This is a genomic window from Corallococcus sp. RDP092CA (assembly GCF_041903675.1).
Lineage (GTDB): Bacteria > Myxococcota > Myxococcia > Myxococcales > Myxococcaceae > Corallococcus.
In genome coordinates this window covers 88,592-113,751 of record NZ_JAYESI010000019.1, presented here as the reverse complement: position 1 = coordinate 113,751, position 25,160 = coordinate 88,592, and the positions used below count along the sequence as shown (strand labels likewise).

Sequence of the window (25,160 nt, the reverse complement as noted above, 5' to 3'; positions counted from 1 at the left end):
GGACCCGGAGGCCTAGCATCGTCCCGGGCGGGAAGGGACAGGGGAGGGGGGCGCGGACGTATGCTTCCGGACCATGCGAATCCTGTATGGGGTCGTCGGCGAAGGGATGGGCCACGCCACGCGCTCGCGCGTGTTGCTGGAGGCGCTGACGAAGGAACACGAGGTCCACATCGTGGTGTCCGGGCGGGCGCAGCACTACCTGGCCCAGCGCTTCCAGAACGTGCACGGCATCTGGGGGCTGACCATCGCCTACGAAGGCAACTCGGTGAAGAAGTGGCAGACGGTGCTTCAGAATCTGCAGGGCGCCGTGAAGGGCTGGCCGCAGAACGTGCGCCAGTACTTCGACCTGGTGGAGGGCTTCAAGCCCGACGTGGTGGTGAGCGACTTCGAGACGTTCAGCTACCTGTTCGCGAAGAACCACCGGCTGCCCGTCATCAGCGTGGACAACATGCAGGTCATCAACCGCTGTCAGCACGACCCGGCGCTGCTCGCGGGCCACGAGGAGAGCTTCGAGGCCACGCGCGCCATCGTGAAGGCGAAGCTGCCCGGGGCCTTCCACTATCTGATCACCTCGTTCTTCTACCCGCCGCTGCGCAAGCGCCGCACCACGCTGGCGCCGTCCATCCTGCGGCCGGAGATCCTGGCGTCGAAGCCGGAGGCCGGGGAGCACCTGCTGGTGTACCAGACGGCGACGACGAACACGCACCTGCCTGAAATCCTCAAGCAGTCCGGCGTGCCGTGCCGCGTGTATGGCCTGCGCCGCGACCTCACCGAGGACGTGGTGGAGGGCAACCTCACCTACCGTCCCTTCAGTGAGGCGGGCTTCATCAACGACCTGCGCACCGCGCGCGCGGTGGTGGCGGGCGGCGGCTACACGCTGATGAGCGAGGCCGTCTACCTGCACAAGCCGGTGCTCAGCATCCCCGTGGGCGGCCAGTTCGAGCAGGTGCTCAACGCCCTGTACCTGGAGAAGCTCGGGTATGGGATGTATGTGAAGGAATTGAGCCTGGACGCGCTGCGGACGTTCCTCGCGCGCGTGCCCGCCTGCGCGGAGGCACTCAAGGGCTATGAGCAGGACGGGAACACGCGGATGCTCTCCGCGCTGAACGACCAGCTGGCGCAGGCCTACGAGCACCGCGGCCACTGGCGCATGGAGCTGGCGGAGATGGACGGCAAGGCGTAGCCGCCGTCCACCGGGGTGTCCCTGGCGTCAGTGGAGGGACACCCCGTTCTCGTTGTTGCGCTCCGCCGCGCGGCGGCTCAGCTCCGTGAGCCAGGAGCGGGTGAGGGGCGTCTCGCTCTCGCTGCCCTTGTGACGCTCCGGGGTGCTGTCCTGGGGCAGCAGCCGGTTGGCGACGTCCAGCACGCGCGCGGTGAGGTTGGGCGCCAGCGCGCGGCCCACCGCCCCCAGCTTCGCGGGCATGCCCACCAGCGCCTCCGCGTCACCCCGGCGGCACGCCTCGATGATCTTGCGCGCCACGCGCTCCGCGCTCATGGACAGGCCCATCATCGAGTTGCCCACGTGGAACCACGCGTACTCCTTCTCATGGTCGCCCTTGAAGGTCGCGTTGCGCGGGCTGCCGGTGCGGATGAGGGACGGGCACGCCGTCGTCACGCGGATGCCGTCCTGGGCCAGCTCCGTGCGCAGCCCGTCCGACAGGCCCACCAGCGCGAACTTGCTCGCGGAGTAGGGCACCAGGTGCGGGATGCTCAGCTTGCCGCCCATGGAGGACACGTTGACGATGCGGCCCTCGCCGCGCGCCTTCATGGCCGGCACCACCGCGAGCGTCGTGTAGAGCGGCCCCCACAGGTGGATGTCCACCGCCTCCTCGAAGTCCTCCAGCGTCATGGACTCCAGCGGGCCCACCATGATGACGCCCGCGTTGTTGATGAGCACGTCCACCGCGCCCCATCGCTCATGGACGGCGCCCACCATCGCGTCCACCTGCACCTGGTCGCGCACGTCGCAGCGCAGGGACAGCACCTCGCCGCCCAGCTGCTCCAGGTCCGCGTGGGCGCGCCGGAGCGAGTCGACGTCGCGCCCGCAGATGGCCACGCGCGCGCCCTCCTTCAGGAACAGGCGCGCCATCACCAGCCCCAGGCCCCGGGAGCCGCCGGTGATGAGCACCGTCCTGCCCTTGAAGCTGTAGCGCGCGCGCAGGGCGCGCTTCAGGCCCACCACGGCCCCCACCCCCGCGGCGAGCGCGCCCAGGGAGAGGCCCCTCCGCTCGGTGTGTCGTCTGTCAGCCATGGTGAGACCCTCCAGGGGAGTGGGGTGGAACGTCAGGGATGGGAGGCCGCGACCTGGTCCTCCTGCTCGCGGGACACCTCGCCGTGGAGCGCGGGCGGCTCCTGGCCGGGCAGGTCCTGGAGCAGCTTGCGCATGCGGCGCAGGGCGTCCTTGCCGCTGATGCGGTTCTTCAGCCGGCCATCCGGGCCGAAGAGGAGGAAGGCGGGGTGCTTGTCCACGCCGTAGGCCCGGGCCAGGGAGCCGTCGTCCATGGCGATGGGATGGCGCAGGCCGTGCTCGCGCGCGAAGCCCTCCACCTTGTTGGTGTCCCGCAGCTCCGGGTCGGAGTGGGTGACGTCCACGCCGATGACCTTCAGGCCCTTGGGCCCGTAGTCCACCACCCACTGGTTGATGGCCTCGAACTGCGCGGCGCAGTCCTCGCAGTCCAGGGTCCAGAAGTGGAGGAGGACGGGCAGTCCATCGAGCTCCGAGACGTGGACGGGGGCGTTCACCCACCCGCCTTCCGGGTCCAGGAGCGTGAGCGGGATTTTCGTCGAGGCCATGCGGACTCCCTCTGGGAAGTGGAAAGCGCTTCAACGGGACGCGACTCAAGCTATGCATGCGCCACCGGTTGCTCCCGGCTTCGCGCCCGTCCGCTCGTCTGCCCGGCAAGGTGTGGTGGCCCGCTCGGCCCTCCGGTGGGCAGGCGGGCATGGAGGCCGTGATGCGCATCCCCGACTTCGAGCTGGAGCGCTACTTCGCGCGCTGGGAGTTCGCCGCGCCCTACCTGCTGTGCTCCTCCGACGTGGAGGGCTGGCGCATGGCGGACCTGCTGGCGCTCGCGTCGCCGGAGGACCGCGCGCGCTGGGACGGGCTGACGCTCGGCTACACGGAGGCGCCCGGCCTGCCCGCGCTGCGCGAGGCCATCGCCGGGATGTACCCGGGCCTGTCCCCCGACGACGTCCTCACCTTCGCGGGCGCGCAGGAGGCCCTCTTCGTCGCGATGAACGTGCAGCTGGGGCCCGGCACGCACGCCGTGGTCACCTGGCCGGGCTACCAGTCGCTGTACGAAGTGGCGCGCGCCGTGGGCGCGGACGTGACGCTGCTGCCGCTGCGGGAGGAGGGCGGCTGGGCGCTGGACCTGGACGCGCTCACCGCCGCGCTGCGCCCGGACACGCGCATGGTCGTGGTGAACTTCCCGCACAACCCCACGGGTTCGCTGCCGGACCGCGCCACCTTCCAGGCGCTGTGCGCGCTGTGCGAGGCGCGCGGCGTCCACCTCTTCTCCGAGCAGGAGGGAAGTCTCCATGCCCCGTCGAGGCTCTGTTGAATCGCGGGGTTGGCGGCCCACCACTGGTCGCAGAAGTCCGGTTCCGGCCGCGCCCCGTTGTTATTTCGTTGTTACGTCGAGGCGAGATTCAGAATGCCTGGGGCGAAGGAGCCCTCCTTCGTAGAAGCTGCCTTGCCCCTTGATGGGGCAGGTCTCCGTCCCACGAGCCCGCATTCGGGACACGGGGACAGGGCCATTGCTCCTTCTGCCGCCAGAAGCGCCGCGAGCTGCATGAAACAGTCCCCGCAGCCGACTGCTGCATGCAGACAGGAAGAACTGACGCCTACGTTGACGAAAGGGGCTTCAGCAGCCCGCCTTGCTCCAGTAACTCCCGCACTCGCTCTGCAATCGCCACATGTTCCGGGTTGCGGACCGTGAAGCGCTCAGGCGTGAGGACGATGAGCGTCCCCTTATCCTCCACTGGTTCGGTGTGAACCGGGGCAGGCAGAGGAGGGACCTTCCCACGCCGAGCTGACAGATACGTGATCCACGCCACGAAAGTTCCTGGCTTGGGACTCGCGGTGACCATGTCTCGATGAGCTGGTGAGGTAGCGACAGCGAAGGCTGGCTCCCAGGAAAGCGCCATGCTCCTCAGCATGGTGCTCAGGACAGATGCGGTGAGGATCCGCTCCGCATTCGGCCCCTGCTTCGGGAGCTGGAAGTAACAGAAGTTGTGCACCCTTTCGGAATAGCCACCGCACGTCACTTCCAAGCCCGTCGCATCATCGTCACTTGCGCCATTCCACGCGCTGAAACGGAATCCGAGTTCCTCAACAACCCGATCCTTTCCCTGCCGCACAAGCTTCTCAAGTGTCGTTCGGGTGGTCTCGATGGGGCGGCTCAAGGCGTCTTTGCGCGACCGTCCCTGTCGGAACCAACGAGCGAACGATGGGTCAGCGCGGGAAAGGAGTCCGAAGAGTATCTCGGCACGCTCGGCACATTGCTCCGCTGTCTCCTTCCTCGCACCCCAGTACGCGCCTGCGTAGTAGTTCTCATTCATGACCTACTGCCCCTTATGGGAGTGGAGGGGTGAAAACGATCTCGATTTCGGTGATGCCCTTCCCCTCCAACAGTTCCTTGATGGCTGCGGCAGTCTTCTGCTCCGCGATATGCCACCTGATGGGAATGCCCGCAGGCCCCTTTGCCACCTGACGCTGGGCTTGATCAACGAGCGCCTTTGCTCCCGACTTCTCGAACCAGATCTTGGGACTCAGGTCGTCGAGGTGATCTGCCCCCAGCTTCAGCGCCCTCACCAGCTGTCCGAAGTCCGAGAGGCTGTCCCAGTCCTCCTTCCGCACCCTTCCCGCGCCCGCCTCCCCACCCCAGAGGCGCAAGCGCACTGGGGCTCCGAGGTTGGCGCCGAACTTCTCTCCGCCGTCCAGCACCAGCATCGGCTCCACCTGCATGAAGCCCTCGGCTTCGCCCCCGCGCTGGGGCCACAGCGCCCACGGCCCCGCCTCCACGCGCGTGAGGTAGTTCCAGGGCCGCTCCTGGGACGACGTCCGGGACACCTCCTCCGGAGTCGGAAAGGAGATGTCTTCGCCAGGAGGCGCGTCTTCCTCCACGGGCGGCACCTCCGGGACGTCCTCCGCCCACGCGGACACGGGCCACAGCAGCCACAGCCATACCGCCCAACGTCTCGTCATTCGCATACACGCCTCCCAGCAATGCCCCCAGTGAGGGGAGCAAAGGACACACGTCTGACGTCCAGCTCGGCTTGGAGCCGGCCGCGCGTCATGACTCAGGATTGAAAGGAATGGGTGCCAGCCGCCTCGGGCCAGCGGGTGCTAATGCCTCGTCAGGCGCAGGGCGCCCGGTTGCGGCTCCGTCGTCGTCTCGTCCGCGCTACGCAGGGGTCGGGGCTCCGTGCGGATGTCGTCCTGGCTCAGCGGTGGGAAGGCCGGGACGATGCCGCCCTCGTCCTCCATCAAGTCCAACTCCTCCAGCGCCTCACCGCCTTCAAACAGCGCGGCCTCCACCTCCTTCACCGCTTCGGTGGCGCCGTACCCGCCCCTCTGCGCCAGCTGCGCACGCAACGCCACCTCCAGCGCCGCCGCCGTCGCGAAACGCGAGGCCGGCTCGCGGCACAGCAGCCGGTGGAAGACGGTGCGCAGCAGTTGGGACAGGCCGAAGGTGGCGCTCGCCACGTCCTTCGCCCGGTACGTCATGGCGTGCCGGATGGCGTCCTCCACGAAGGGCGGCAGGTGGAGTTCCATCGTCGTGGCCAGGGCCGCGAGCACGCGCTGACGCTGCTCCCGCGAGAGTCGTGGGCCCTCCTCCTGCTTGAGGTTCCCCGGGTAGTAGAGGTGCCGGCCCGTGGCGAACTCCAGCAGCACCAGCCCCAGGGAGAAGAGGTCCGCGCGCGCGTCCGTCGCCTCTCCCAGCAGCGCCTCCGGCGAGGCGTAGATGACATCCCCCGGGGGACGCGGCAGCGTCGTGGCGAGGCGCCCTTGCAGCTTGGAGCAGGCGACGCCGAAGTCCGTCAGCGCCACGCCCCCGCTGGGCCGCAGGCGGATGCACCCGGGGTTGATGTCGCGGTTGACGATGCCCAGCGAGTTGCCGGCGTCGTCCGTGCGGGTATGCGCATGCGCCAGGGCTGCCGCCACCTCCGCCCCGACGTAGAGGACGAAGGACTCGGAGAAGTAGCGTCCGCGTGTCTGGGCGATGGTGAGGAGCGTATTCAGGCTGAAGCCCTCCACGCACTCCATGACGGCCCCCAGGCCCAGCACCTCTCCAAACTTCATCTCGAAGAGGCCATGGACGCGGGCGATGTTGGGGTGCTGGAGGAATCGCGCCAGCTGCACCTCCTCTTCCAGCCGCGCGCGGGCACGGAGGAACTCGTCCGTGGCGGGCCCTTGCGGTAGGGGGACGCACTTCACCAGGACTTTGCCCCGGTAGCCGGAGGGCGTCCGTGGTCGGGCGAACAGCACGCGCTCGCCGTTGCGGCCAGTGCCCAGGTCCTGGAAGAACTCGTAGGCGGTTCCCTCGTGGGAAAAGAGGACCGTGCCCCCGGCGAGCCGGAGGTCAACACCACGGGACATGAAGGGGCTCCTGAATGCCTGCGCGAGGGAGCCGCGCAAAGGCAGACGGAAAGCTACCTTTTGCGCCTCCTGGCGTGAATGACGCCACGGGTAGCCACGCTCACGCGCCTGTCTTCACTCTGAGTCCGTTGCTATTCTCGAAATGCAAATTGCCTTTACATCTGACTTCGTAAGCTCCTGGAACTCTTGACCCAGGATGGGCGCCCAGTTGGTCTGGGCCACCGTCCCAGCGCGGTTGGGAGCGGCATCAGGGCCAGCGGTCCACGACATATGCCACCGCAGCACGAGAGTAGAGGACGGCTCCGGGCTTGGAGCCCGGCCATGCTTCCTGCGGGCCGTCTTTCCCAATCGCAAGGCACACAGGAAGGGTGCGCCCATCCGGGAAGCGCGCCTCGGTGTAGCGGACCAGGAGGAACGTTCCGTCGCCGGTCCACGCGCGCCCATAGAGTACCGTCCCCTTGGGAATTCCTCGGTTGCCCCCATAGACAACTCCTGTCACGGGCCCATCCCTGAAGACACCCTCATCCCCCGGATAGCCCGGCTGGCTCTTGTCGATGGTGAGGTCCACTGCTGACCGTGTCGTCAGGAGAAGCCCTCCCTCATTGGGCGCATTGAACATGGCGTTGCGTGCTTCCTCGGGGCACGCCCCTGATTCGGGACGCACCTGGGCGCTGCTGGGGCAGCCGAGTTGCAAGGCCACGGCGGCGCTCGCCGCAGCGCACTTCGCGAGGAACTCCGCCCTGGCGCTGGTGGCGGGGGCCTTCTTGTCCAGGGAGGTGGACGGGCTTGCAACGATGGGAGCACGCTTCGCGGCGGAGCTTTCCTTCCGGACAGATTCAAGTGGGGGCAAAACTACCCCAGGGGACGACGCGGTCAGCATGTCGCCTGCGTCAGCTGCGAGGCCCGCGTCCCCCGCACCGGGGGGAGAGACAGAGGGCACGAGGGAGGCGACCCCCGCATCCCTCGGCACGGCGGGCTCAGCCGGACGCCCTGAGATTTCCTTGTGGACGGGCGGCGGAGGCGTGGGGCGCAGCCACACGAAGGCCCCTGCCACGGCCGCCACGACGAGGAGGGCCACCCCGGCATCCACCGCCCGGGCGCGTCTCGCGCGGCGCTCAGGAGGCGTCTCCTCATCCGTGTTGGAAGCCGGAGTTGGAGGAGGCTTCAACGAGGGGATGTGCACGGGCACGATCCACTCCGGCCCCGCCTCGCCCGCCAGGGCTTCCAACTCGCGCCGCATCACTTCCGCCGTAGATGGCCGCTGCTCAGGCTCGCGCGCGATGAAGCGCATCGCCACGTCACTGAGTCCCGCTGGCACCCGCGCGTTCAACTCCCGAGCGGGCTTGGGCACCCAGCGTCCCTCGACGGTCGCCTTCGGGGAACCACTGGCAGGTGCCGCCGTCGTCAGCACGTCATAGAGGCAGACCCCCAGCGCGTAGACGTCATCCGTCACCTTGAATTCGTACCGCGCGCCCTTCTCGTCCCCGTGCTCCTTGAAGAAGCGCGAAGCCTCGGGCGAGCGGTAACGGCGTGTGCCGGGTGGCAGAGGTGCGTCCGTCAAGTCCTCGGCGTGCGTGTAGTCGCCCGCGCTGAAGTCGAGGATGGCGGGTTCGCTATCCTTGGCGCGCACCATGATGTTCGCGAGCTTCAGGTCGCGGTGGAAGACGCCGCGCCCGTGCATGTAGTCCATGGCGCCCGCGAGCTTCTCGAAGACGCGGACCACCTCCTGCGAGGTGGGGTGCGTCCTCTCCACCCACTCCGCCAGCGTGTAGCCATCCACGTATTCGAGGATGACGTAGAGCCACCCCGTGCGGATGTCCGGCCAGCGTCCGTGGGCATGGATGCCGACGATGTTCGGGTGACGAAGGTGGACGAGGCACCCGACCTCGCGCATCAACCTCGCGTCCGCCTGCTCCGCGTCGCCGCTCCCGGGCCGGTGCATGGCGATCTTCATCGCGCAGTGCTGGCCACCCTTCTCCACGCGGTAGACGGCGCCGTAGGTGCCCGCCCCCAGCAGCTTCACCACCCGCCAGCTGTCAAACAGGTAGCCGGGAGGGAGCGATGCCGGATGGTGGATGACAGTCAACATGGCAGCCCCTCTACAGCACGACACGCGGAACGAGAAGGCGACGAGTGCCTGTCTCATCCATCAATTCCAGGAGGAACACCGTCCCCGCCTTCCAAGTCGCGGACGTCGCTTCAACGAGGATGGTGCCGACTTCGCCGGGCCCAATCCGGGGTTGCTTCATGCGAACGCCGAGCACCGGCACCTGTACGCCCCCCGTTGAATGGGTGAGACGCGCTTCCGTCGGGGCCCAGGGCGTCTTGCCTGAGTTCATTACGTCTACGGACACCAATCCCCAGGCGGGCGCGCGAAGGATGAAGCCGCCCATGACACGCAGCGAGGACTGGCCCTCCTGCCTGAGTTGCAACTCAAGCTTCCTGGCAACGACCCCGTCCTCGTCCAAGAGCCCCGCCAGGGCGAGCCCTGCCGGGCTGGCCACTTCGCTGCGCCCTCGGAGGGAGGCAAGCTCGGCACGAACCTCCGCCAACTCCGCTTGAAGCGCGGGAATAGACTGCGCTCGGCGGAAGATTTGAACCCGACCATCGAACGCAACCGGCTGGGTCACGAGCACGAAGACTGCCTGCTCGGGGCGGGCACCATCCGCGAAGCGGATCCGAAGGCCGAGTTGCTCACCCGACCGGAGGTCGGTCGCGGGCTCCAGCGCAAGCATGCGCTCCCCCACATCGATGAATCGAAACCGCTCGCGGCCCTCCAGTTCCACCGAGGCCCGGTCCAACGGCGCGTCGAAGGCAAGAACGGTGAGCGCACCCGCCGCGACGCGCAGCTCCGGCAGGGGCTCCGAGGCGCTGTCCGGAAGGGAGATGCGCCGCTCCTGGCGCTCGCGGGAGGCGGGGGCGGGTTGAGCAGGGACAGCAGTCCCCAGCAGCAGGACGAGAAGGGCGGCAAGTCGCGGCAACGGAGGCTCTCCGGCGCGGCACCCTACCAGACGTGGAAACCGCCATCGTCTGGAAAGGCCGTGGAGGCCTCCATTGCAGGTGGGGCGCGGCTACCTCACCTTGCGAGTCGGGCCACCGCGAAGCCCGCGTCCGTCCCGAGGGCCACGGACACCAGCACCGCCACCACGGGCACGCGGGCGGACTGCCGACGCAGCTCCGCGTTCTCCGCCTCCAGGCGCCGCGACTCCCGGGTCGTGAGGACGCAGCGCTCCGTGGACAACCAACAGCCCTCGGACACCACCATCGTGCGCCCGTCCTGAAGCGTCACGGTGGCGCGCGCCACGTCCAGCACCTCGCCCTCGGCGTGCGCCGGCCCCGCCACCAGCAGGGCCAGCGTCAGGGGGCAGAGACCGGGGTAACGGAGCGCGTCGGGGTCGGCAGAACGGATCGCATCCGCTGATCCATCAGCACAGGTCGCTGGCGGCCGGTTGCCCTGCGCCCGCGCGGAGGGAGGGGCAGGGGCGCAGAACCGTTCAGGTTTCGGCGAAGCCGACCCTTGACGCTCCCGAGCGCGCGGGCCCCTTGGCATGATCGAAACCGCGAGCCGATCGGGTGACCCGCAAGCGATCCGATAGGGCGGCCCATGACACGGTTACGTTTCACCGAGTCCCTGCTCACCCTCGAGGGCGTGTTGCTGTTGCCGGGCAACGTGTATGGCTTTCCGGGCAATCACTTCCGGCTGGGGTTGGGCCGCGCCAACCTGCCGGAAGCACTGGCGCGGCTGGAGTGACCGCGCGAGCCGGCGCGGTGCGTCAGGGTTTGCACTGACGGCTGGACTTGCGGCTTATCGCGTTTCCTGGAGACAGCCCCTAGAGTGGTCGTCCCCTCGCCCGGCCTGGGGCCGTGCGGAAGCCCTCTCATCCCCCTGAGAGGCCAGGAGACACACTCCGATGAAGATGCTGATTGGCGCGGCCCTCACCGCCGCGACGCTGTTGGTGGGCACCGAGGCCGCCGCGACGAACTACACGCTGTGGATCCACGGCAGGAATGGCAACTCGACGAAGGCGGGCAACTACACCGACTTCAGCTACTGGGGGCCGTCCACCACCGCGGCGGGCGTCAACAAGAAGGCGGTCAACTGGAACGGCACGCAGCGCGTGGGCTCGGAGAACTACCGCATCCGCAACGCGCTGGACTGCTTCTGCACGGGCTCGAACTGGTGCTACGTCGCCGCGCACAGCGCCGGTGACCTGCAGATCGGCTACGCGCTGTCGCTGTACGGCGGCAGCAAGCGGCAGGTGAAGGACGCCGCGCCCAACGCCAACGGCGAGTGCGGCAACGTGGGCACCTCCACGCAGGTGGGCTGGAACATCAAGTTCGTGGACGTGGCGTCCGGCGCGGGCGGCGGCAGCGAGCTGGCGGACCACGGGGACTGGGCGGTGAAGGAGCCGCTGGTGAGCGACCTGGTCACCACCACGGCGCGCGCCATGTACAACCACAACACCACGCGCAATGTGTGGTTCTACATGTTCGCCGGCTCCAAGGGCACGCTGTACTCCGGCATCCTCCCGGGCCAGGACGACGAGGCGGTGGCCTACCACTCCACGGGCGGCGTGTCCGGCAGCGGCAACGGGTCCTACTGCAACCCGGGCGACTGGTTCTGCGGCGGCACGCTCAACACGGGCACGTCCGCGTGCAGCGACGGCCGGGCGAAGTGGAGCAACCACACCGTCTCCTTCCGCGACGACGGCGAATCGTTCAATCACTACGCAAACGGCAACTGGGGCGGCATCGTCTCCAAGGTGCGCGAGGACATGGTCAGGTACGCGTACTAGATTGAAGGCTTCTCCCGCCCCCTCCGGCGAAGCCCGACCATGACCTCCGACCGCGGTCCCTCCCCCTCCGCCTTCCGGCTGCGCCACGGCCGGTGGTTGCTTGCGCTCGTGCCCCTGGTGCTCGTGGGAGGCGCGGTCTTCTGGTGGCAGGGAGGCGAAGGGGCCGAGGCGCTGGAGGGGGCCGCGGAGCCTTCCGCGGCCCCGGTGTCCGACGACCCCCGTGAGGCGGAGCGGGCGCCGGCGGCGCGCGGGGGCAGGGCCCCCATGGCTGAGCCGACCGCGCCGTCGCTGCTCAGCCCGGAGGCCCGCGAGCGCGAGGCCCGCCGGGAGCTGTGGCAGAACCGGCTGGAGCGCGCGAAGCGCTCGTTGGAGTCCTACGTGGCGGCCACGCGCTACCCGCCCGAGTCCCGGCCCAGCCGCGAGCACCCGGACCAGATGGAGCTGGCGGAGCCGGAGCGCACGCGGCCGCTGAGCCCGAAGGCCTCGGAGGACGGCACGTCGGACGTGCAGCTGCGGCTCAAGCAGGACAAGGTGTTCGTCGTCGGTGACGAGTCGGTGCTCTTCACCGTGGCGTGCGAGGACGCGCGCCGCGCGCCGCGCCCGTGCGAGGTGGTGTCCGCGCTGGCGCACGAGGCGGACCACCTGGCGGACGGCGGGGGCGTGCCGGGCGTGCCGGTGACGTTCGTGGACTCGGGGCAGGGCGGCGACGCGGTGGCGGGCGACGGGGTGCTCACCGGCCTCTTCCAGCCGTCGAAGCAGGGCTTCGCGATGTTCTCCGGCACGCTGCGCGTGGTCCTCCGCGTGCGCTCGGGGTCGCTGGAGGACTCGGCGTTCTTCGACGTGCTCTACACGCCCGCGCCGCCGGCCACGTTCACCGGCAAGGTGCGCGAGGTGCTGGAGAACGGCTCCCTGGACCTGTACCTGGCCGTCCAGGTCCGCAAGGCGGGCCGGTACGTGGTGGCCGGACGGTTGGACGACGAGGGCGGCGTGCCGTTCGCGGTGCTGTCGTTCAACGACGAGCTCCAGGAGGGGGCGCAGGAGGTGAAGCTCAACGTCTTCGGCAAGGTCGTCTGGGACGACAAGCCCACCTTCCCGCTGACCCTGCGCGACGTGGAGGGCTTCCTGCTCAAGGAGATGGGCGACCCGGACCGCGAGCTGATGGCCACGCTGCGCGGGCCCGTGCACACCACGCGCGAGTACACGCTCCAGCAGTTCTCGGACGCGGAGTGGCAGAGCCCGGAGCGGGAGCGCTACATGACCGAGCTGGAGAAGGACGTCGTGGAGGCGCAGAAGCAGCTCGACGCCGCGCTCGCGGACACGCCCGAGCCCTGAGCGTCAGGGGGCGCCGGGGACGCGGGTGAGGCTCAGGACTCGCCCGGAGGCGGCGGAGGCGTCCGGGCCGCGTCGATCTCCACGAGGTCGGCGTCCTGCACGTCCTCGATGACGTCCGCCGCCGCGACGGCGGGCGAAGCGTCCTGGGCCGCCACGTTGGAGGTCGCCACGTCCTGGCGCTCGACGTCCTGGGCCGCCACGTCGGGCGCCACCGCGCCCCGGGCTTCCACGTGGGAGGCCGCCACGTCCTGGGCCGCCACGTTGGAGGTCGCCACGTCCTGGCGCTCGACGTCCTGGGCCTCGACGCCTTGGGCGTCCGCGTTGGGAGCCACCACGACGCTGGGCTCCGGCTCGGAGACAGGCACCTCGCGCCGCGCGGGCGGCAGCGCCGTGCCCGTCGTGAGGGCCTCCGCGTAGGCCGCGGAGTAGGCGGCCTCTGCCTGGACGGCCTCCATCGTGAAGTCATCCGCGTCCGCGAGGAAGTCGCTCGACGGCGGGGTGCTCGGCGCTTCATCGCGCGGCAGCTCCGGCCCGCTGTCCTCCATCGTGGCCAGGAAGTCGCTCGAATCCTCCGGTGCACCGGACGCCTCCAGGCCGTCCGCGTCGCCGGAGGCCTCCAGGTCCGCGTCCTCCATGCCCAGCTCGTCGCTCAGCGCGGCCAGCTCCTCGTCGCTCAGGCCGGACAGGTCGCCGGACTCCAGGAGGAAGAGCAGGTCCTCGGCCTCCTTCGTGGAGACGGTGCTCGGCTGGGTGTCCAGGTTCTGGAGCTCCCACGCGGCCTCGTCGGGCGACAGGATGTCGGAGGGGTCCAGGGACGGATCCGCCGGCGGGGCCTCCGCGCGGCGCTCCGCCTGCTGGAAGTGGCGCGCCTGGAGCATCGGCGTGGACGCCTGCGGCGTGCCCAGCCGCTGCGCGTACGCGGGCGCGGAGGCCTCGAAGGTGCTCTCCCCCGCGAAGGTGCGCAGGTGGGGGTTCTCCAGCAGCGCGGCGCGGGACTCCGAGTCCTCCGGGGAGGACGCGTCCGACGTCAGCCCCACGTCCGCGAGCAGCGCGCCCGCCAGGTCGCCGTCGGCGTCCGCCTTGAAGTCGCTCGCGTCGGAGAAGCCCCGCCGCACCGGCTCCACCGGCGTCATGGGCTCCTGCTTCACCGGGGCGGTGACCTCCAAGTCGTTGGAGATGGACCAGGCCCGGGACGTCGAGATGCCAGAACCCACGCGGCGGATGGATGTCATGGTTCTCCTCGGGTGATGGCCCGCAGGTCGGGCGGCTCATGCATTGTCCGCCGGGCCCGGCGGGAGTTGCTAGGGGGACGCGAGCAATCCCCATCCGCCGCGAAGGACCGATATCCTACCGGCGCCCATGACTCCCACCCTGGCCGCGCCCGGGGGCGCCGACCCCGCGTCCTCCCTCGATGTCCGCCCTGTCCTCCAGGGAGCCCCGGACGTTGGCGAGGACGGGGTGCAGGCGACCGCAACGTCGGACCTCGGACAGGGGCGAGCGGACGCACGGAAGGAAGGCGCACCCGCGCGTTCTCTCCAGACGACAACTCCCTGGGGGCGCCCTCAGGGGGAAGCGACCGGGCCGTTGGCCTCCCGTTTGCTGTCAGGGAGCCCAGCCAGGAGGCGGTGGTGATGCGATTCGAGAGCGCGGGGCAGACCCACATCGGGCGGCGGCCGCACAATGAGGATGCGTACTGCGTGCTGCCCGAACGGGGGCTGTTCGTGGTGGCGGACGGGCTGGGCGGGCAGGAGGGGGGGGAGGTCGCCAGCCAGTGCGTGGTGGACACCTTCGCGGGGTTCAGCGACCGGCTGGACCGGGACCGCGACGGCACCTGGCCGGACGCGGTGGACCCGGCGCGCAGCCGCGAGGAGAACTACCTGGCCGCGTGCACCGCGCTGGCCCAGCGCACCCTGCGCGTGCGCCGCGTGGGCAAGCTCAGGGAGATGGCCTCCACGGTGGTGGCGCTCGCGGTGGGCGAGCGCGGCGCGGCGGTGGCCCACGTGGGCGACAGCCGCCTGTACCGCCTGCGCGAGGGCCGCCTGGAGTCCCTCACGCGCGACCACTCCCTCATCGAGGAGCTGCGCGCAGCGGGCCGCGAACCGCCCGGCAACCCGGCCAACCTGCGCCACCTCATCACCCGCGCCCTGGGCACCGACAACGCGGAGCCCACGCTTCAGCGGCTGGAGACGCAGCCCGGGGACGTCTTCCTCCTGTGCTCGGACGGGCTGTACGAGCCGCTGGGCCCGGAGGGGCTGATGGAGCTCCTGCGCGTGCCCACCGCCCAGGCCGCGTGCGACGCGCTCGTCGCCGCCGCGTTCGAGGCGGGAGGCCGCGACAACATCACCGCCGTCGTGCTGCGCGTGGCGGCCTGAGCCTCTACCCGCCGCGTCACGTGCTGGGAGTGCGTGGGCGCTGAACCCCACAGGTCGGTCCTGACCGCCGACCCGACGCGATGGGTCCGCCCGGACGGAGGGGGGAGTCACGCTGTACAGGGCTTCAATCCTTCGCATCTTCCAGGTTAATCTGGGGCTCCCCCTCGCGTCTCCCTCCCCCCTTCGAGCACCCGTTGCGTATGACGCTCAGCCTCGCCGCGCGCCTGACCGCGGCCCTCACCGCCGTTGTCATCGCCCTCACCCTGCTGACCGTGACGCTCATGGGGCTGTCGCTGCGCTCGCGCGTGGAGTCCGAGATGGCCTCCGCGCTGACGCGGGACGCGACCCGCTGGCAGGCGTTGAAGGACCAGGAGCTGCGGGTGCTGGCGGAGCTGGGCCGCGTGGCGGGGGCCCACCCCGCGCTCGCGCGGGCCTTCTCGCGGGAGTCCCCGGAGACCGCCGCGCTGCTGAACGAACAGCGCGCGGTGCTGGACGTGGACCTGCTGGCGCTGGTGGGCGTGGACGGCTCGGTGATCGCGTCCACGGGCGAGCGGGACCTGCCGGGCCTCGCGAAGGTGGTGCGCCAGGAGGGGCAGGTGCTGCTGCCGGCCACGGGCGCGCCGCTGCTCGCGGTGGCGCAGCCGCTCAAGGCCAACGGCGCGCCGGTGGGCTTCCTGGTGGTGGGGACGCGGCTGGGCGCGCCGGAGCTGACGCGCTTGAGCGCGGGCGGAGAGCCGCTGGAGTCGCTGCTGCATGTGGGGCCCCGGCTGGTGGCGCAGGCGCTGCACGTGGCCCAGGCGCCGGCGCTGCTGGCGGCGAGCCAGGGCGCGGCGGACGGCACCGAGGTGGACGTGGGCGGCGCGTCGATGCACGTGGCGCGGGTGGCGGTGGGGGAGGGGCTGGAGCTGGTGCTGGCGCGCGGCGCCCAGGAGGAGTGGGCGCGGATGCGGGCCACGCTGCTGGCGGTGCTGGGGCTGGGCCTGCTGGTGGCGCTGGTGGCGGGCGGGGGCGTGTTCCTGCTGGTGCGGCGGATGATGGCGCCCCTGGGCGCGCTGGCGGAGGCGGCGGCGCGGGTGGTGGCCGAGGGTGACTTCAGCGGGACGTTGAACGTCCACGCCCAGGGGGAGATCGGCCAGCTGGCGTCCTCCTTCCAGGAGATGATGGCGCGGCTGCGCTCGGTGCTGGTGGCGCTCAAGAACTCCGCGCTGGAGCTGGAGGCGACCGCGCTGGAGCTGGCGAACTCCGCGTCGGACCAGAACCTGGCGGTGACGCGGCAGGCGGCGGCGCTGCACCAGACGCAGATCGCCGCGCGGCAGCTCCAGGAGAGCTCGCGGGCGGCGGCGCAGCGGGCCACCGGCGTGCTGCGCGAGGCGGAGAAGGCGGGCGCGGTGGGGCAGGCGGGCGAGGTCGCGGTGGCGGGCAGCGTGGGCGGCCTCACGCACATCCGCTCGCAGGTGGAGCGCATCTCCAACACGGTGTCGGAGCTGCGGCAGAGCACGCGGCAGGTGGGCGACATCACCGGCACGGTGAAGGACCTGGCGGACCAGTCCAACGTGCTGGCGCTGAACGCGGCCATCGAGGCGGCGCGCAGCGGCGAGGCGGGCCGGGCGTTCGCGGTGGTGGCGCGGCAGATGCGCTCGCTGGCGGACCAGTCCGCGACGGCCACGGCGCGCGTGCAGTCCATCCTGGCGGACATCGGCCGGGCCATCACCGAGGCGGTGCAGACGAGCGAGGGCGGCTCGCGCGAGGTGGAGGGCGGCCTGGAGCAGGCGCGCGCGGCGGGGGAGAGCCTGCGCGCGCTGGCCTCGGTCATCCAGAACAACAGCGTGTCCGTGAAGAGCATCGCGGACATGGTGAGCCAGCAGGACGCGGGCATCGCGGAGCTGTTCGCCGCGCTGAGCGACCTGACGCGCCTGGCGGATGAGACGGTGGAGCGCGTGGCCACCAGCGCGGTGGCCGCCGCGCGCCTCACCACCGCGTCCCACGAGGTCAGCAACATCGTGGGGCAGTACCGCCTGTGAGGCGGTGACGAAGGCGGCCGGCCCGCGCTACGCCGCCTCGCCGCCGTCGATGGCGTAGGCCGCGCCGGTGATGGGGGCCGCCGCCTCCGACGCGAGGAAGAGGCACATCGCGGCCACCTCCTCCGGCTGGATGATGCGGCCCATGGCGCTCATCGCGGCCAGGGCCTCGCGGGCCTGGTCCTCGGTGCGGCCCGTCGATTGGGTGATGGCGGCCGTCGCGCCCGCGAACATGTCCGTCTCCACCCAGCCCGGGTTCACGATGTTCACGGTGACGTTCTTGCGCGCGTACTCCACCGACAGCGCGCGCGTCAGGCCCAGCAGCGCGTGCTTGGACGCGCAGTACGCGGACGTGTACTTCGCCCCGCGCGTCGCGGTGATGGACCCGATGTTGATGACCCGCCCGCCGCCCGCGGACGCCATGGCCGGCATCAGCTCACGGCACAGCAGGAAGGGCGCCGTCACGTTCACCGCCATCACCTTCGCCAGGTCCGCCGTGGACGTCTTCGTCAGCGGCGCGGACACGGTGATGCCCGCGTTGTTCACCAGCACCCGCGGCGTCCCCGCCGCCAGGACGGTCTTGCACGCCGCGAGCAGCGCGGCCTCGTCCGCGACGTCCACCGGAATCGCGCGGATGCGCCCGCCGCCCTCCTTGCGCAGCGCCTCCAGCGACTCCGCCGAGCGCGCCAGCGCCCAGACGTCGTAGCCCTCGCGCGCGAAGGCCAGGGACACCGCGCGGCCGATGCCCCGGCTCGCGCCCGTCACCACCACCGTCTTCGTCGTCTCGTTCGCCATGGCGGGACAGCATAGGACCCGCGCATGGGTCCGGGGCGAGCGTGTACGGCGAAATGCATCGATTGCGCTGCCGGGGACTCTTCAGGGCATCCACCACCGCATCGGAGTCCGCCGCATATGAAGTCCCTCAAGCGCGGCCTGCTGGCCGTCTCCTGGCTGCTGTCCGCGTCCTCGCTCGCCGCGACGCCCACCGGCCGCGTCAACCCACGCGTCCTGGGCACGCGCGCCATCGTCGCGTGCGACGCCGTGGAGAAGTCCTGCGGCGTGGCGAGCATCTCCTTCCCCGCGGGCATCAGCGGCCTGGTGCCCTACGGCCGCCCGGACGTGGCCATCGCCACCATGTTCTACCCCTCGGTGGATGACGCCGAGGCGGTCCTCGCGCGCGTCGCCGCGGGGGACACGGCCCAGCAGGCGGTGGACTTCGTGTTCTCCGTGGACCCCTACGCGGACTACCGCCAGCTCGCCGCGGTGAAGCTCGACGCCAACGGCACCCTCACCGTGGGCCAGCGGACCGGCGCGGAGAACGCCCCGCAGCGCTGCGCGGTGAAGGGCGCCACCTTCGTCGTGCAGGCCAACAACCAGCGCACCGCCAGCATCTGCGCCGTCATGGCGGCGGGCTTCCAACTGGCCCGGGGCAGCCTGCCGCAGCGGCTGCTCGCGGCGCTCAAGGCCGGGGCCCTCGTGGGCGGCGACAACAACGGCGAGCGCTCCGGCGTCATCCGCGTCTGGACGTCGGAGAACGAGTCGACCTTCTACACGAAGGTGCTGGCGGACGCCGTCGTGCACACCAGCCGGACCGCGCTGAAGGACCTGGAGGTGGAGATGAACCGCTACCAGGCGAGCATCGCCGCGCCGTACGCGTCGGACCTCCTCCCGCTCGACGCGGAGACGGCGAAGGTCGTGAAGAACACGCTGAACAAGGCCGGGTACTACAACGGTGTCCTGGATGGGACCTGGAGCACCGCCGCCGAGGAGGCGCTGGAGGCCTTCAACTGGGACACCCTCTTCTTCCTCAAGCCCACCGTGGTGGTGAACGGCCAGCGGAAGCTCGACGGTCCGCTGGTCAACTCCCTGCGCAACGTGGATCCGAAGGCGCTCAAGCCCGGCGGGCTGTGAGGCACGGGGCCCCCGGGCCCGTTTGACGGCTCCCGCACGGCGACGTTAAGCACGCCGCCATGCCCCGCGCCGACATCACCGACCTGTTCCGCATCGACGACCTGCTGTCCGCCGAGGAGAAGGCCGCCCGCGACGCGGTGGCCCGCTTCGTGGACGCGGAGGTGCTGCCCATCATCGGGAAGCACTTCCGCGACGGCACCTTCCCCGCACACCTCATCCCGGGCCTGGCGGAGCTGGGCGTGCTGGGCGCGAACCTCCAGGGCTACGGCTGCGCGGGCATGAACACCGTCAGCTACGGCCTGGTGTTGCAGGAGCTGGAGCGCGGCGACTCCGGCCTGCGCAGCTTCGCGTCCGTGCAGGGCTCGCTGTGCATGTTCCCCATCCACGCCTACGGCAGCGAGGAGCAGAAGGCGCGCTTCCTGCCGGGCATGGCGAAGGGACAGCTCATCGGCTGCTTCGGCCTCACCGAGCCGGACTTCGGCTCCAACCCCGGCGGCATGCGCGCCCGCGCCCGGCGGGACGGCGACAGCTGGGTGCTCAACGGCACCAAGGCGTGGATCACCAACGGCACCATCGCGGACGTCGCGGTGGTGTGGGCGAAGACGGAGGACGGCGGCCCGGAGTCCGTGCGCGGCTTCCTGGTGGAGAAGGGGATGCCCGGCTTCAGCGCGCGGGAGATCCCCGGCAAGTTCTCCCTGCGCGCGTCGCGCACCAGCGAGCTGTCGTTCCAGGACGTGCGCGTGCCGGACCGCAACGTGCTGCCCGGCGTGGTGGGCCTCAAGGGGCCGCTGTCGTGCCTCAACAACGCGAGAGCCGGCATCGCGTTCGCGGTGACGGGCGCGGCCATCGCCTGCTTCGAGGGCGCGCGCGAGTACGCGCTGGCCCGCGCGCAGTTCGACGGCAAGTCCATCGCCGGCTACCAGCTCACGCAGGAGAAGCTGGCGGACATGCTCCAGGAGATCGTCAAGGCGCAGCTCTTGAGCCTGCGGCTCGCGCGCCTCAAGGACGAGGGCCGGAGCAACCCCGTCATGGTGAGCCTGGCCAAGCGCAACAACGTGAAGAGCGCGCTCGACATCGCCCGCGTCGCCCGGAGCATCTACGGCGCCAACGGCATCACGGACGACTACCCGCCCGTGCGCCACATGCTGAACCTGGAGTCGGTCTTCACCTACGAGGGTACCCACGAGGTGCACACGCTGGTGCTGGGCAAGGCCATCACCGGCATCGACGCGTTCGGCTGACGCGAGCGCGGACCGTCCGGTGGGAAGCCGCGCCTCCCCTCGCTCCCGGACGGGGAGGAGGGGAGGCCGCGGGAAGGAACGTCAGGACTGGGGGCCGCCCTCGCCCGGAGGTTCGCCGGACGGCTCGGACGACGGCTCGGAGGCGGCGGCCTCGGAGGACGCGTCGCCCTCGTCGGAGCCTTCCGCGGAGGCCTCGGGCTCGTCGGCGACCTCCGGCGCGGTGCCGGAGGCCTCGGCGGCCTGCTGCGCCTTGAGCTCCTCGTCGTTCATGAAGCCGACGGGGTTCTCCTTGCGGTTGAGGAAGCGCACGGCCTTGGCGGAGAGCGCGTACATCTGCTCGGCCACGGGGGCGGGCACCAGCGAGTGCTCGATCTGCGCGGGCTCCGGGCGCTCCACCACGCCCAGCTCGCCGTCCTCCAACTGCTTGGCCTGGGCGGGGCTCAGCTCCATGCGACGCAGCTTTCCCTTGCGCGTCATGAAGTAGAACGCCGTCTCGCCCGGCTCCTGGGGCACCTGGGCGCCGAGCACCAGCTCGCGCAGGGCGCGGTCCAGCTCCACCTGCTTCTTGGACTCGGCGCGCTGGTAGGCCTTGGAGCCCGGCATGGGCGGCAGCTTGGGGATGGGCTTCTCCGTGGGAGCGCCCGGACGCGCGCCTCCGCCGAAGCCGCCCTGCGGGCCCCGGAAGCCTCCTCCCTGGCGCGGCGGACCGCCCGCTCCGTGGCGCGGGGGACCCCCGGCACCGCGCGGCGGACCGCCACCGCCCTCGCGGCGCGGCGGGCCTCCGGCTGTCCGGTTCTCATCACGTCCGCGGGGGGCCGGGGCGCGTGGAGCGCTCCCCCGGGGGGCCTCCTGGCGCCGTGGCGGCGTGGGCGTGGACTCGGACTTCTTGGCCTGCTCCTCGGAGACGAGGCCCGCTTTCAACAACTTGTCTCGCAGGTTCTGCATGGGTTGGGCGTTCTATCCCTTGCACGGCCGCACGCAAGCCGCCGCTTGCCGCACCTGTCCCCCCCACGTAACTTCCCGCCCCCGCCGTCCTGGTCGTGGAGGTCCCGTGAGAAGTCTGACGAAGTCCGCCGTCGTCGCCCTGGTCCTGGCCGCCGCCGGCTGCTCCGACCCCGTGGACAAGGCGGCCAAGGCCCGCATCTTCTCGCCGGAGGACCCGCCCAAGGTGGTGGCTTCCGCGAAGGAGAGGCTGCCGCCGGAGGACGTCGCGGACAACCCCCAGGTCTCCCGCCGCATCCTGGGCATGGACGCCGCGGAGGTGACCGAGCGGCTGGGGCCCCACTTCTTCCAGTCCACCCTCAGCTACGAGTGGGCCGGCCCCAGCGGCAACAACGCCGTGAAGCTCACGGAGACGCGCTCCTTCCGGGCGGGCCCCGGGGGCGTCAACGGCGACTTCCACGGCATCCTGGAGAACTCGCGGGACCAGGGCCTGGAGGTGATGCGCGTGAAGGGCCAGGTGTTCGCCCGCAACCGCTACGGCCCGTACCGCCAGCGCCTGCGCGACCGCGGCATGGCGGAGCGCACCCGCTCCGAGCTGACGGGCGCCATCCGCGACTTCGACAGCCTCTTCCAGGGCCGCATCAAGCTCACCCCCGCGGGCACCGTCACCCACGAGGGGCGCACCGCGTGGAAGTACAACGTGTCCCTGGGCCCGGCCCAGGAGGGCGCCGCCGCGAAGAAGCTGCCCGCCGCCTTCAGCCCCAAGAACGCGGACGAGACGACGAAGCGCCGCGCCAACTTCTTCGCGAACCGGCTGCCGCGCTCGCTGGAGGGCGAGGTGCTGGTGGACGCGGCCACCTCCGTGGTCCTCAAGGCCCGGCTGGACGGGCGCATCGGCGTTCCCCAGGAGAAGACCCCGGAGGCCGCCGAGCTGCGCATGACGCTGGAGTCCTCCCTGACGGACATCGGCAAGGATCCCCAGCTCCAGCCGCCCCAGGACTTCCTGCCGGACGCGGACAAGCCCCAGGGCATCGCGGACGCGCTGGACCACTTCGGCATCCCGCGCACCAAGGCCGGGGACTCGCCCGGCACCCCGGGCGCCACGTCCGGCGCCTCCGAGCCCGAGGACGAGGCCGAGGGCAACTGACGCACCCCGTCACGCCTCCAGGCCGTGGGAGTTCCCACGGCTTCGGGCCGGAGGCGTCGCGCGTTCCCGGGCTGTGACGGCCGTGTCCTGCACGGGCCCTCGTCGCGCCCGGGGCCTTCCCGCAAGTGCCTGACGCGGCTGGGGAACCCCCCCTGGCCCTGGCCTTGCTCTTCCGGGAAGGCATGTTCCGCTCCGCCCGCCTCCTGGCGTGCGCCGGGCTCGCGCTCCTGGCGGCCCCGGCCCTCGCCGAACCCGCCCGCAACCTGGGCATCACCGTCGCGCCGCTGGGGGCCTACGTGCTCCAGGGGAACGCGGAGGCGGAGCACACCGTGGGCTACAGCGCGGGCCTGGGCTGGGCGTACCGCAAGCCGGGGGCGGTGCTGGAGGTGGGCGGGCACCTGGCGTCCAGCCGGCACCTGACGGAGGTGACGCCCATGTCCGTGCGCGTGGTGCCCCTGGGGGACACCCGGGTGCGGCCCTTCCTGGGGGTGGGGGCCAGCCTGCTGGTGCCCCACTCGAGGCCCCGGCCGTCAGCCCCGGACGCCCTGGGCAGCCGCGTGCTCCAGGTGGGCTTCGAGCTCTGCGGCGGCGTGGGGCTGGAGCTGGGGGACAACCTCTTCCTCACCGCCGAGGCGCGCTACCAGAACTTCGCCGCGAGGGGGGACCCCTTCTCCGGGCAGCGGCAGAGCCTGCGCTCCACGTTCCTGGGGCTGGGCCTGCACCTGTAGCTGTAGCGGCCGGGGCGGGTCGCTACAGACTGGCAGCGACCTGTTGGAAGAAATTTTGACGGCCCTCTTGCGTCCTCTACAATCCTCGTCGGTTGCGGCCCAGACGCATCCGACATGCTCGGGCGTTCAGGCGTGAACAACAGAGGGAGCGGAGATGGAGCGCAAGGTCGGAAGTAGCACGTTGACCGCGAAGGAGGTCAAGGCGGCGTTGGCGAAGTCCACCACGCTGACGGCCGAGGAGGAGAAGGCCCTGCGCATGCGCCATGGCGCGGGCGCTCCCAGCCAGAACGCGCCGCTGCCCCGCGCCGCCGGCTCCAACGCGGAGCTCGCGGACGAACTGCTCGTCATCGAGATGCAGCTGATGAAGGCCCTGCGCGCGCGCACCGGCCAGGCGCGCACGGCGGCCAACGCCTCCAAGGCGCCCGCCGCCGTGCGTACCCGAGAGGCCCCGGCCAACGCGGCGAAGGACAAGATCGTCCGCGCGCTGCGCGCCAAGAAGAAGTAGGGCCTGGCCCCTACTGATTGAGGATGGCCACGAGGCGCGCTCCCGCCTCGGGCAGCGCCAGTGGCGTGCCCGAGACCTCCGTGGCCAGTCCCTCCGCGTCGGCGGCGCCGCCCCGCGCGAAGAGGCCCTTGAGCCAGGTGAAGGCGGCGGGGTTGCGCCAGAAGTCCTCGTTGAACCGCTCCAGCAGGTGCGCGGTGAGCCGGGTCTCCAGGGCCCAGGCCCGCAGGTAGCGGGTGACGTAGAGCTGTGAATCCACGTCATGGAGGAAGAAGCCCGGGTGCGGCTGCGCGAAGAGGGCGCGGCGCTGGCCGTCGGCGTACTCGTCCGCGCGGTCGGCGGAGGCGCCCTTCGTGGTGAGGGACAGCTCGTAGGACAGCTTCGCGCAGTGGCGGCGCAGCACGGCCAGGGCCTGGAACGCGGCCAGCCGCACGACGTCCTTCGTCGTGCTGGAGGGCAGGCCCAGGTAGCGCTTGAGCCAGGGCGGGGACAGGAGGAGCCGCTCGAAGGTGGCGGCGTAGGCTTCCGTCACCGAGGCGTCGCCCAGGCGGCGCAGCTCCATGGGGGCGTCCGCGTCCACGTGGGCCAGGTGCCACGCGTGGCCCAGCTCGTGGAGCAGGTCGCCCAGCGCGTCCATGCCGCTCCTGGGCTGGAGCACCAGGCGGATGTCGTCCGGCACGCGCACGGCGGCGACGAAGGGGCGGGACGCCTTGCCGGGGCGGGCCTCGTCGTCCAGGCGGATGCGGCCGCCGGCCTCGGGGTGGAGGCCCCAGTCGGACAGCCAGCGCATCACGGCGGGGACGGTGTCCTCGCGGCGGAAGTGCGCGTCCATCCACGGGGCGCGCAGGGCGTGCTGCACGTCGTGGCGCCGCGCCTCGCCGCCGGGCAGCGGGCGCAGGGTGGGCTCCAGCTTGCGCAGGACGTAGGCCAGCACGTCGCGGTAGGCGTCCTCGGTGTGCTTGAGCGTCTCCTCGGCGGCCCCGGCCAGCTTGCCCGCGTCGATGCCGGTGACGTCCTGGCGCAGGGAGGGGTAGCTGGGGAAGCCCAGCGTCTCCGCGGCCTGGAGGGCGGCGTCGCGCCGGTCGCCATAAGGGCCCCGGTTCTCCCAGAGGAAGTTGCCGGCGCCGCGCTCCAGGAGGGCGCGGCGGGAGCGGCTGGGCTCGCGCGGAAGCTGGGACAGGGCCTGGGCCAGGGACAGCGTCGTGTCGTCCGCGGGGATGTGGGAGCGGGCCTCCAGCGCGACGACGGCGTCCGCCGCGGGCAGGGCGAGCGACTCCTCCACCTGGGTGGCGATGAGCTCGCGCACCAGGGTGATGCGGCGGAGGGCGACGGGGTCGGGGTCGTCCTTGCCCTTCGCGCGGGTGAGCGCCTCGTTGGCGGCGGCGAAGGTCTCCGGCGAGGACAGCTCCGGGAAGGACGCGTACAGGTGGGCGACGGGGAGGTCCGGGGCGAGTCCGGCGCCGTAGCGGTACTGGAGGGTGGCCAGCTCGGCGAGGAAGTCATCCAGCCGCGACCGGACGGAGAGCAGGGGGCGGTCCATGGCGGCGCGGAAGGTAACAGGAAGCCCGCG

23 protein-coding genes and 1 pseudogene are annotated in these 25,160 nt (G+C 71.1%); 12 read left to right on the top strand and 12 right to left on the bottom strand.

Features of this window, described 5'->3' with window-relative positions; genetic code table 11:
- Nucleotides 1-73 precede the first annotated feature (73 nt).
- On the top strand, nt 74-1,183 hold the full coding sequence (locus U8525_RS21005) for an MJ1255/VC2487 family glycosyltransferase (RefSeq protein WP_374268062.1): 1,110 nt from the start codon (nt 74-76) through the stop codon (nt 1,181-1,183).
- Between the two features lie 27 nt (nt 1,184-1,210).
- On the opposite strand, the gene U8525_RS21000 is transcribed toward U8525_RS21005, so the two are convergent.
- Together U8525_RS21000 and U8525_RS20995 are read right to left on the bottom strand one after the other, a co-directional pair.
- Entirely contained in the window at nt 1,211-2,251 is a 1,041-nt protein-coding gene (locus U8525_RS21000) for an SDR family NAD(P)-dependent oxidoreductase (protein ID WP_374268061.1), read from the bottom strand.
- Between the two features lie 32 nt (nt 2,252-2,283).
- Complete coding sequence (locus tag U8525_RS20995) at nt 2,284-2,793, bottom strand: TlpA disulfide reductase family protein (protein ID WP_374268060.1); 510 nt, start codon at nt 2,791-2,793, stop codon at nt 2,284-2,286.
- Between the two features lie 161 nt (nt 2,794-2,954).
- On the opposite strand from U8525_RS20995, the gene U8525_RS20990 reads away from it, so the two are divergent.
- Nucleotides 2,955-3,560 carry an aminotransferase class I/II-fold pyridoxal phosphate-dependent enzyme gene (locus U8525_RS20990; RefSeq protein WP_374268059.1) on the top strand — a complete coding sequence of 202 codons (606 nt, stop codon included), beginning with the start codon at nt 2,955-2,957 and terminating at the stop codon, nt 3,558-3,560.
- 283 nt (nt 3,561-3,843) lie between these two features.
- On the opposite strand, the gene U8525_RS20985 is transcribed toward U8525_RS20990, so the two are convergent.
- The 6 genes from U8525_RS20985 to U8525_RS20960 all read right to left on the bottom strand — a co-directional run bounded on the left by U8525_RS20985 (nt 3,844) and on the right by U8525_RS20960 (nt 9,944).
- Nucleotides 3,844-4,560 carry an immunity 52 family protein gene (locus tag U8525_RS20985; RefSeq protein WP_374268058.1) on the bottom strand — a complete coding sequence of 239 codons (717 nt, stop codon included), beginning with the start codon at nt 4,558-4,560 and terminating at the stop codon, nt 3,844-3,846.
- Nucleotides 4,561-4,573: 13 nt separating this feature from the next.
- Entirely contained in the window at nt 4,574-5,125 is a 552-nt protein-coding gene (locus U8525_RS20980; RefSeq protein WP_374268057.1) for a hypothetical protein, read from the bottom strand.
- A gap of 222 nt (nt 5,126-5,347) precedes the next feature.
- A complete protein-coding gene (locus U8525_RS20975; protein WP_374268056.1) occupies nt 5,348-6,601 on the bottom strand; it encodes a serine/threonine protein kinase in 1,254 nt (417 codons plus the stop codon).
- Nucleotides 6,602-6,848: 247 nt separating this feature from the next.
- Nucleotides 6,849-8,747, bottom strand: a complete 1,899-nt coding sequence (locus U8525_RS20970) for a serine/threonine protein kinase (protein ID WP_374268055.1) — start codon at nt 8,745-8,747, stop codon at nt 6,849-6,851.
- Nucleotides 8,701-9,582: a DUF2381 family protein gene (locus tag U8525_RS20965; protein WP_374268054.1), complete on the bottom strand. Its 882-nt coding sequence runs from the start codon at nt 9,580-9,582 to the stop codon at nt 8,701-8,703. The genes U8525_RS20970 and U8525_RS20965 overlap by 47 nt, the downstream gene beginning before the upstream one ends.
- Before the next feature lie 95 nt (nt 9,583-9,677).
- The gene (locus U8525_RS20960) at nt 9,678-9,944 is read right to left on the bottom strand and encodes a hypothetical protein (protein WP_374268053.1); all 267 of its coding nucleotides are present in this window, start codon (nt 9,942-9,944) and stop codon (nt 9,678-9,680) included.
- Nucleotides 9,945-10,217: 273 nt separating this feature from the next.
- On the opposite strand from U8525_RS20960, the pseudogene U8525_RS20955 reads away from it, so the two are divergent.
- The 3 genes and pseudogenes from U8525_RS20955 to U8525_RS20945 all read left to right on the top strand — a co-directional run.
- Nucleotides 10,218-10,352 (top strand): annotated as a pseudogene (locus U8525_RS20955) (aminotransferase); the annotation flags it as partial.
- A gap of 160 nt (nt 10,353-10,512) precedes the next feature.
- The gene (locus tag U8525_RS20950) at nt 10,513-11,397 is read left to right on the top strand and encodes a hypothetical protein (protein WP_374268052.1); all 885 of its coding nucleotides are present in this window, start codon (nt 10,513-10,515) and stop codon (nt 11,395-11,397) included.
- A gap of 39 nt (nt 11,398-11,436) precedes the next feature.
- Nucleotides 11,437-12,729, top strand: a complete 1,293-nt coding sequence (locus tag U8525_RS20945; RefSeq protein ID WP_374268051.1) for a hypothetical protein — start codon at nt 11,437-11,439, stop codon at nt 12,727-12,729.
- Between the two features lie 32 nt (nt 12,730-12,761).
- Here the strand turns inward: U8525_RS20945 and U8525_RS20940 are convergent, their stop codons facing one another.
- The gene (locus tag U8525_RS20940) at nt 12,762-13,961 is read right to left on the bottom strand and encodes a hypothetical protein (protein WP_374268050.1); all 1,200 of its coding nucleotides are present in this window, start codon (nt 13,959-13,961) and stop codon (nt 12,762-12,764) included.
- 399 nt (nt 13,962-14,360) lie between these two features.
- Between U8525_RS20940 and U8525_RS20935 the strand changes: the two genes are divergently transcribed.
- Nucleotides 14,361-15,101 (top strand): PP2C family serine/threonine-protein phosphatase, encoded by a 741-nt coding sequence (locus U8525_RS20935; protein ID WP_374268049.1) that lies wholly within the window; start codon nt 14,361-14,363, stop codon nt 15,099-15,101.
- Between the two features lie 200 nt (nt 15,102-15,301).
- Nucleotides 15,302-17,122, top strand: a complete 1,821-nt coding sequence (locus U8525_RS20930; protein WP_374268048.1) for a methyl-accepting chemotaxis protein — start codon at nt 15,302-15,304, stop codon at nt 17,120-17,122.
- Between the two features lie 27 nt (nt 17,123-17,149).
- On the opposite strand, the gene U8525_RS20925 is transcribed toward U8525_RS20930, so the two are convergent.
- Nucleotides 17,150-17,914, bottom strand: a complete 765-nt coding sequence (locus U8525_RS20925; RefSeq protein WP_374268047.1) for an SDR family NAD(P)-dependent oxidoreductase — start codon at nt 17,912-17,914, stop codon at nt 17,150-17,152.
- Between the two features lie 117 nt (nt 17,915-18,031).
- Between U8525_RS20925 and U8525_RS20920 the strand changes: the two genes are divergently transcribed.
- Together U8525_RS20920 and U8525_RS20915 are read left to right on the top strand one after the other, a co-directional pair.
- A complete protein-coding gene (locus tag U8525_RS20920) occupies nt 18,032-19,030 on the top strand; it encodes a DUF1028 domain-containing protein (RefSeq protein ID WP_374268046.1) in 999 nt (332 codons plus the stop codon).
- A 59-nt stretch (nt 19,031-19,089) separates the two neighbouring features.
- Nucleotides 19,090-20,271 carry an acyl-CoA dehydrogenase family protein gene (locus tag U8525_RS20915; protein WP_374268045.1) on the top strand — a complete coding sequence of 394 codons (1,182 nt, stop codon included), beginning with the start codon at nt 19,090-19,092 and terminating at the stop codon, nt 20,269-20,271.
- An 81-nt stretch (nt 20,272-20,352) separates the two neighbouring features.
- Here U8525_RS20915 and U8525_RS20910 read toward each other — a convergent pair whose 3' ends face one another.
- Entirely contained in the window at nt 20,353-21,216 is an 864-nt protein-coding gene (locus U8525_RS20910; protein WP_374268044.1) for a DUF2058 family protein, read from the bottom strand.
- 106 nt (nt 21,217-21,322) lie between these two features.
- Between U8525_RS20910 and U8525_RS20905 the strand changes: the two genes are divergently transcribed.
- The 3 genes from U8525_RS20905 to U8525_RS20895 all read left to right on the top strand — a co-directional run bounded on the left by U8525_RS20905 (nt 21,323) and on the right by U8525_RS20895 (nt 23,593).
- Nucleotides 21,323-22,360 carry a hypothetical protein gene (locus tag U8525_RS20905; protein WP_374268043.1) on the top strand — a complete coding sequence of 346 codons (1,038 nt, stop codon included), beginning with the start codon at nt 21,323-21,325 and terminating at the stop codon, nt 22,358-22,360.
- A 182-nt stretch (nt 22,361-22,542) separates the two neighbouring features.
- Nucleotides 22,543-23,088: a hypothetical protein gene (locus U8525_RS20900; RefSeq protein ID WP_374268042.1), complete on the top strand. Its 546-nt coding sequence runs from the start codon at nt 22,543-22,545 to the stop codon at nt 23,086-23,088.
- Nucleotides 23,089-23,242: 154 nt separating this feature from the next.
- Nucleotides 23,243-23,593, top strand: coding sequence for a hypothetical protein (locus U8525_RS20895; protein WP_374268041.1), 351 nt, complete (start codon nt 23,243-23,245; stop codon nt 23,591-23,593).
- A 10-nt stretch (nt 23,594-23,603) separates the two neighbouring features.
- Here U8525_RS20895 and U8525_RS20890 read toward each other — a convergent pair whose 3' ends face one another.
- The gene (locus U8525_RS20890; protein ID WP_374268040.1) at nt 23,604-25,130 is read right to left on the bottom strand and encodes a peptidase M3; all 1,527 of its coding nucleotides are present in this window, start codon (nt 25,128-25,130) and stop codon (nt 23,604-23,606) included.
- Nucleotides 25,131-25,160: the final 30 nt, after the last annotated feature.

Bases quoted from the DNA above. Each gene is read 5' to 3' on its own strand.
- U8525_RS21000 (WP_374268061.1), bottom strand. From the start codon at position 2,251: ATGGCTGACAGACGACACACCGAGCGGAGGGGCCTCTCCCTGGGCGCG.
- U8525_RS20900 (WP_374268042.1), top strand. From the start codon at position 22,543: ATGTTCCGCTCCGCCCGCCTCCTGGCGTGCGCCGGGCTCGCGCTCCTG.
- U8525_RS21005 (WP_374268062.1), top strand. From the start codon at position 74: ATGCGAATCCTGTATGGGGTCGTCGGCGAAGGGATGGGCCACGCCACG.
- U8525_RS20950 (WP_374268052.1), top strand. From the start codon at position 10,513: ATGAAGATGCTGATTGGCGCGGCCCTCACCGCCGCGACGCTGTTGGTG.
- U8525_RS20890 (WP_374268040.1), bottom strand. From the start codon at position 25,130: ATGGACCGCCCCCTGCTCTCCGTCCGGTCGCGGCTGGATGACTTCCTC.
- U8525_RS20895 (WP_374268041.1), top strand. From the start codon at position 23,243: ATGGAGCGCAAGGTCGGAAGTAGCACGTTGACCGCGAAGGAGGTCAAG.
- U8525_RS20985 (WP_374268058.1), bottom strand. From the start codon at position 4,560: ATGAATGAGAACTACTACGCAGGCGCGTACTGGGGTGCGAGGAAGGAG.
- U8525_RS20935 (WP_374268049.1), top strand. From the start codon at position 14,361: ATGCGATTCGAGAGCGCGGGGCAGACCCACATCGGGCGGCGGCCGCAC.
- U8525_RS20990 (WP_374268059.1), top strand. From the start codon at position 2,955: ATGCGCATCCCCGACTTCGAGCTGGAGCGCTACTTCGCGCGCTGGGAG.
- U8525_RS20995 (WP_374268060.1), bottom strand. From the start codon at position 2,793: ATGGCCTCGACGAAAATCCCGCTCACGCTCCTGGACCCGGAAGGCGGG.
- U8525_RS20910 (WP_374268044.1), bottom strand. From the start codon at position 21,216: ATGCAGAACCTGCGAGACAAGTTGTTGAAAGCGGGCCTCGTCTCCGAG.
- U8525_RS20925 (WP_374268047.1), bottom strand. From the start codon at position 17,914: ATGGCGAACGAGACGACGAAGACGGTGGTGGTGACGGGCGCGAGCCGG.
- U8525_RS20975 (WP_374268056.1), bottom strand. From the start codon at position 6,601: ATGTCCCGTGGTGTTGACCTCCGGCTCGCCGGGGGCACGGTCCTCTTT.
- U8525_RS20930 (WP_374268048.1), top strand. From the start codon at position 15,302: ATGACGCTCAGCCTCGCCGCGCGCCTGACCGCGGCCCTCACCGCCGTT.
- U8525_RS20970 (WP_374268055.1), bottom strand. From the start codon at position 8,747: ATGAGACAGGCACTCGTCGCCTTCTCGTTCCGCGTGTCGTGCTGTAGA.
- U8525_RS20915 (WP_374268045.1), top strand. From the start codon at position 19,090: ATGCCCCGCGCCGACATCACCGACCTGTTCCGCATCGACGACCTGCTG.
- U8525_RS20920 (WP_374268046.1), top strand. From the start codon at position 18,032: ATGAAGTCCCTCAAGCGCGGCCTGCTGGCCGTCTCCTGGCTGCTGTCC.
- U8525_RS20945 (WP_374268051.1), top strand. From the start codon at position 11,437: ATGACCTCCGACCGCGGTCCCTCCCCCTCCGCCTTCCGGCTGCGCCAC.
- U8525_RS20940 (WP_374268050.1), bottom strand. From the start codon at position 13,961: ATGACATCCATCCGCCGCGTGGGTTCTGGCATCTCGACGTCCCGGGCC.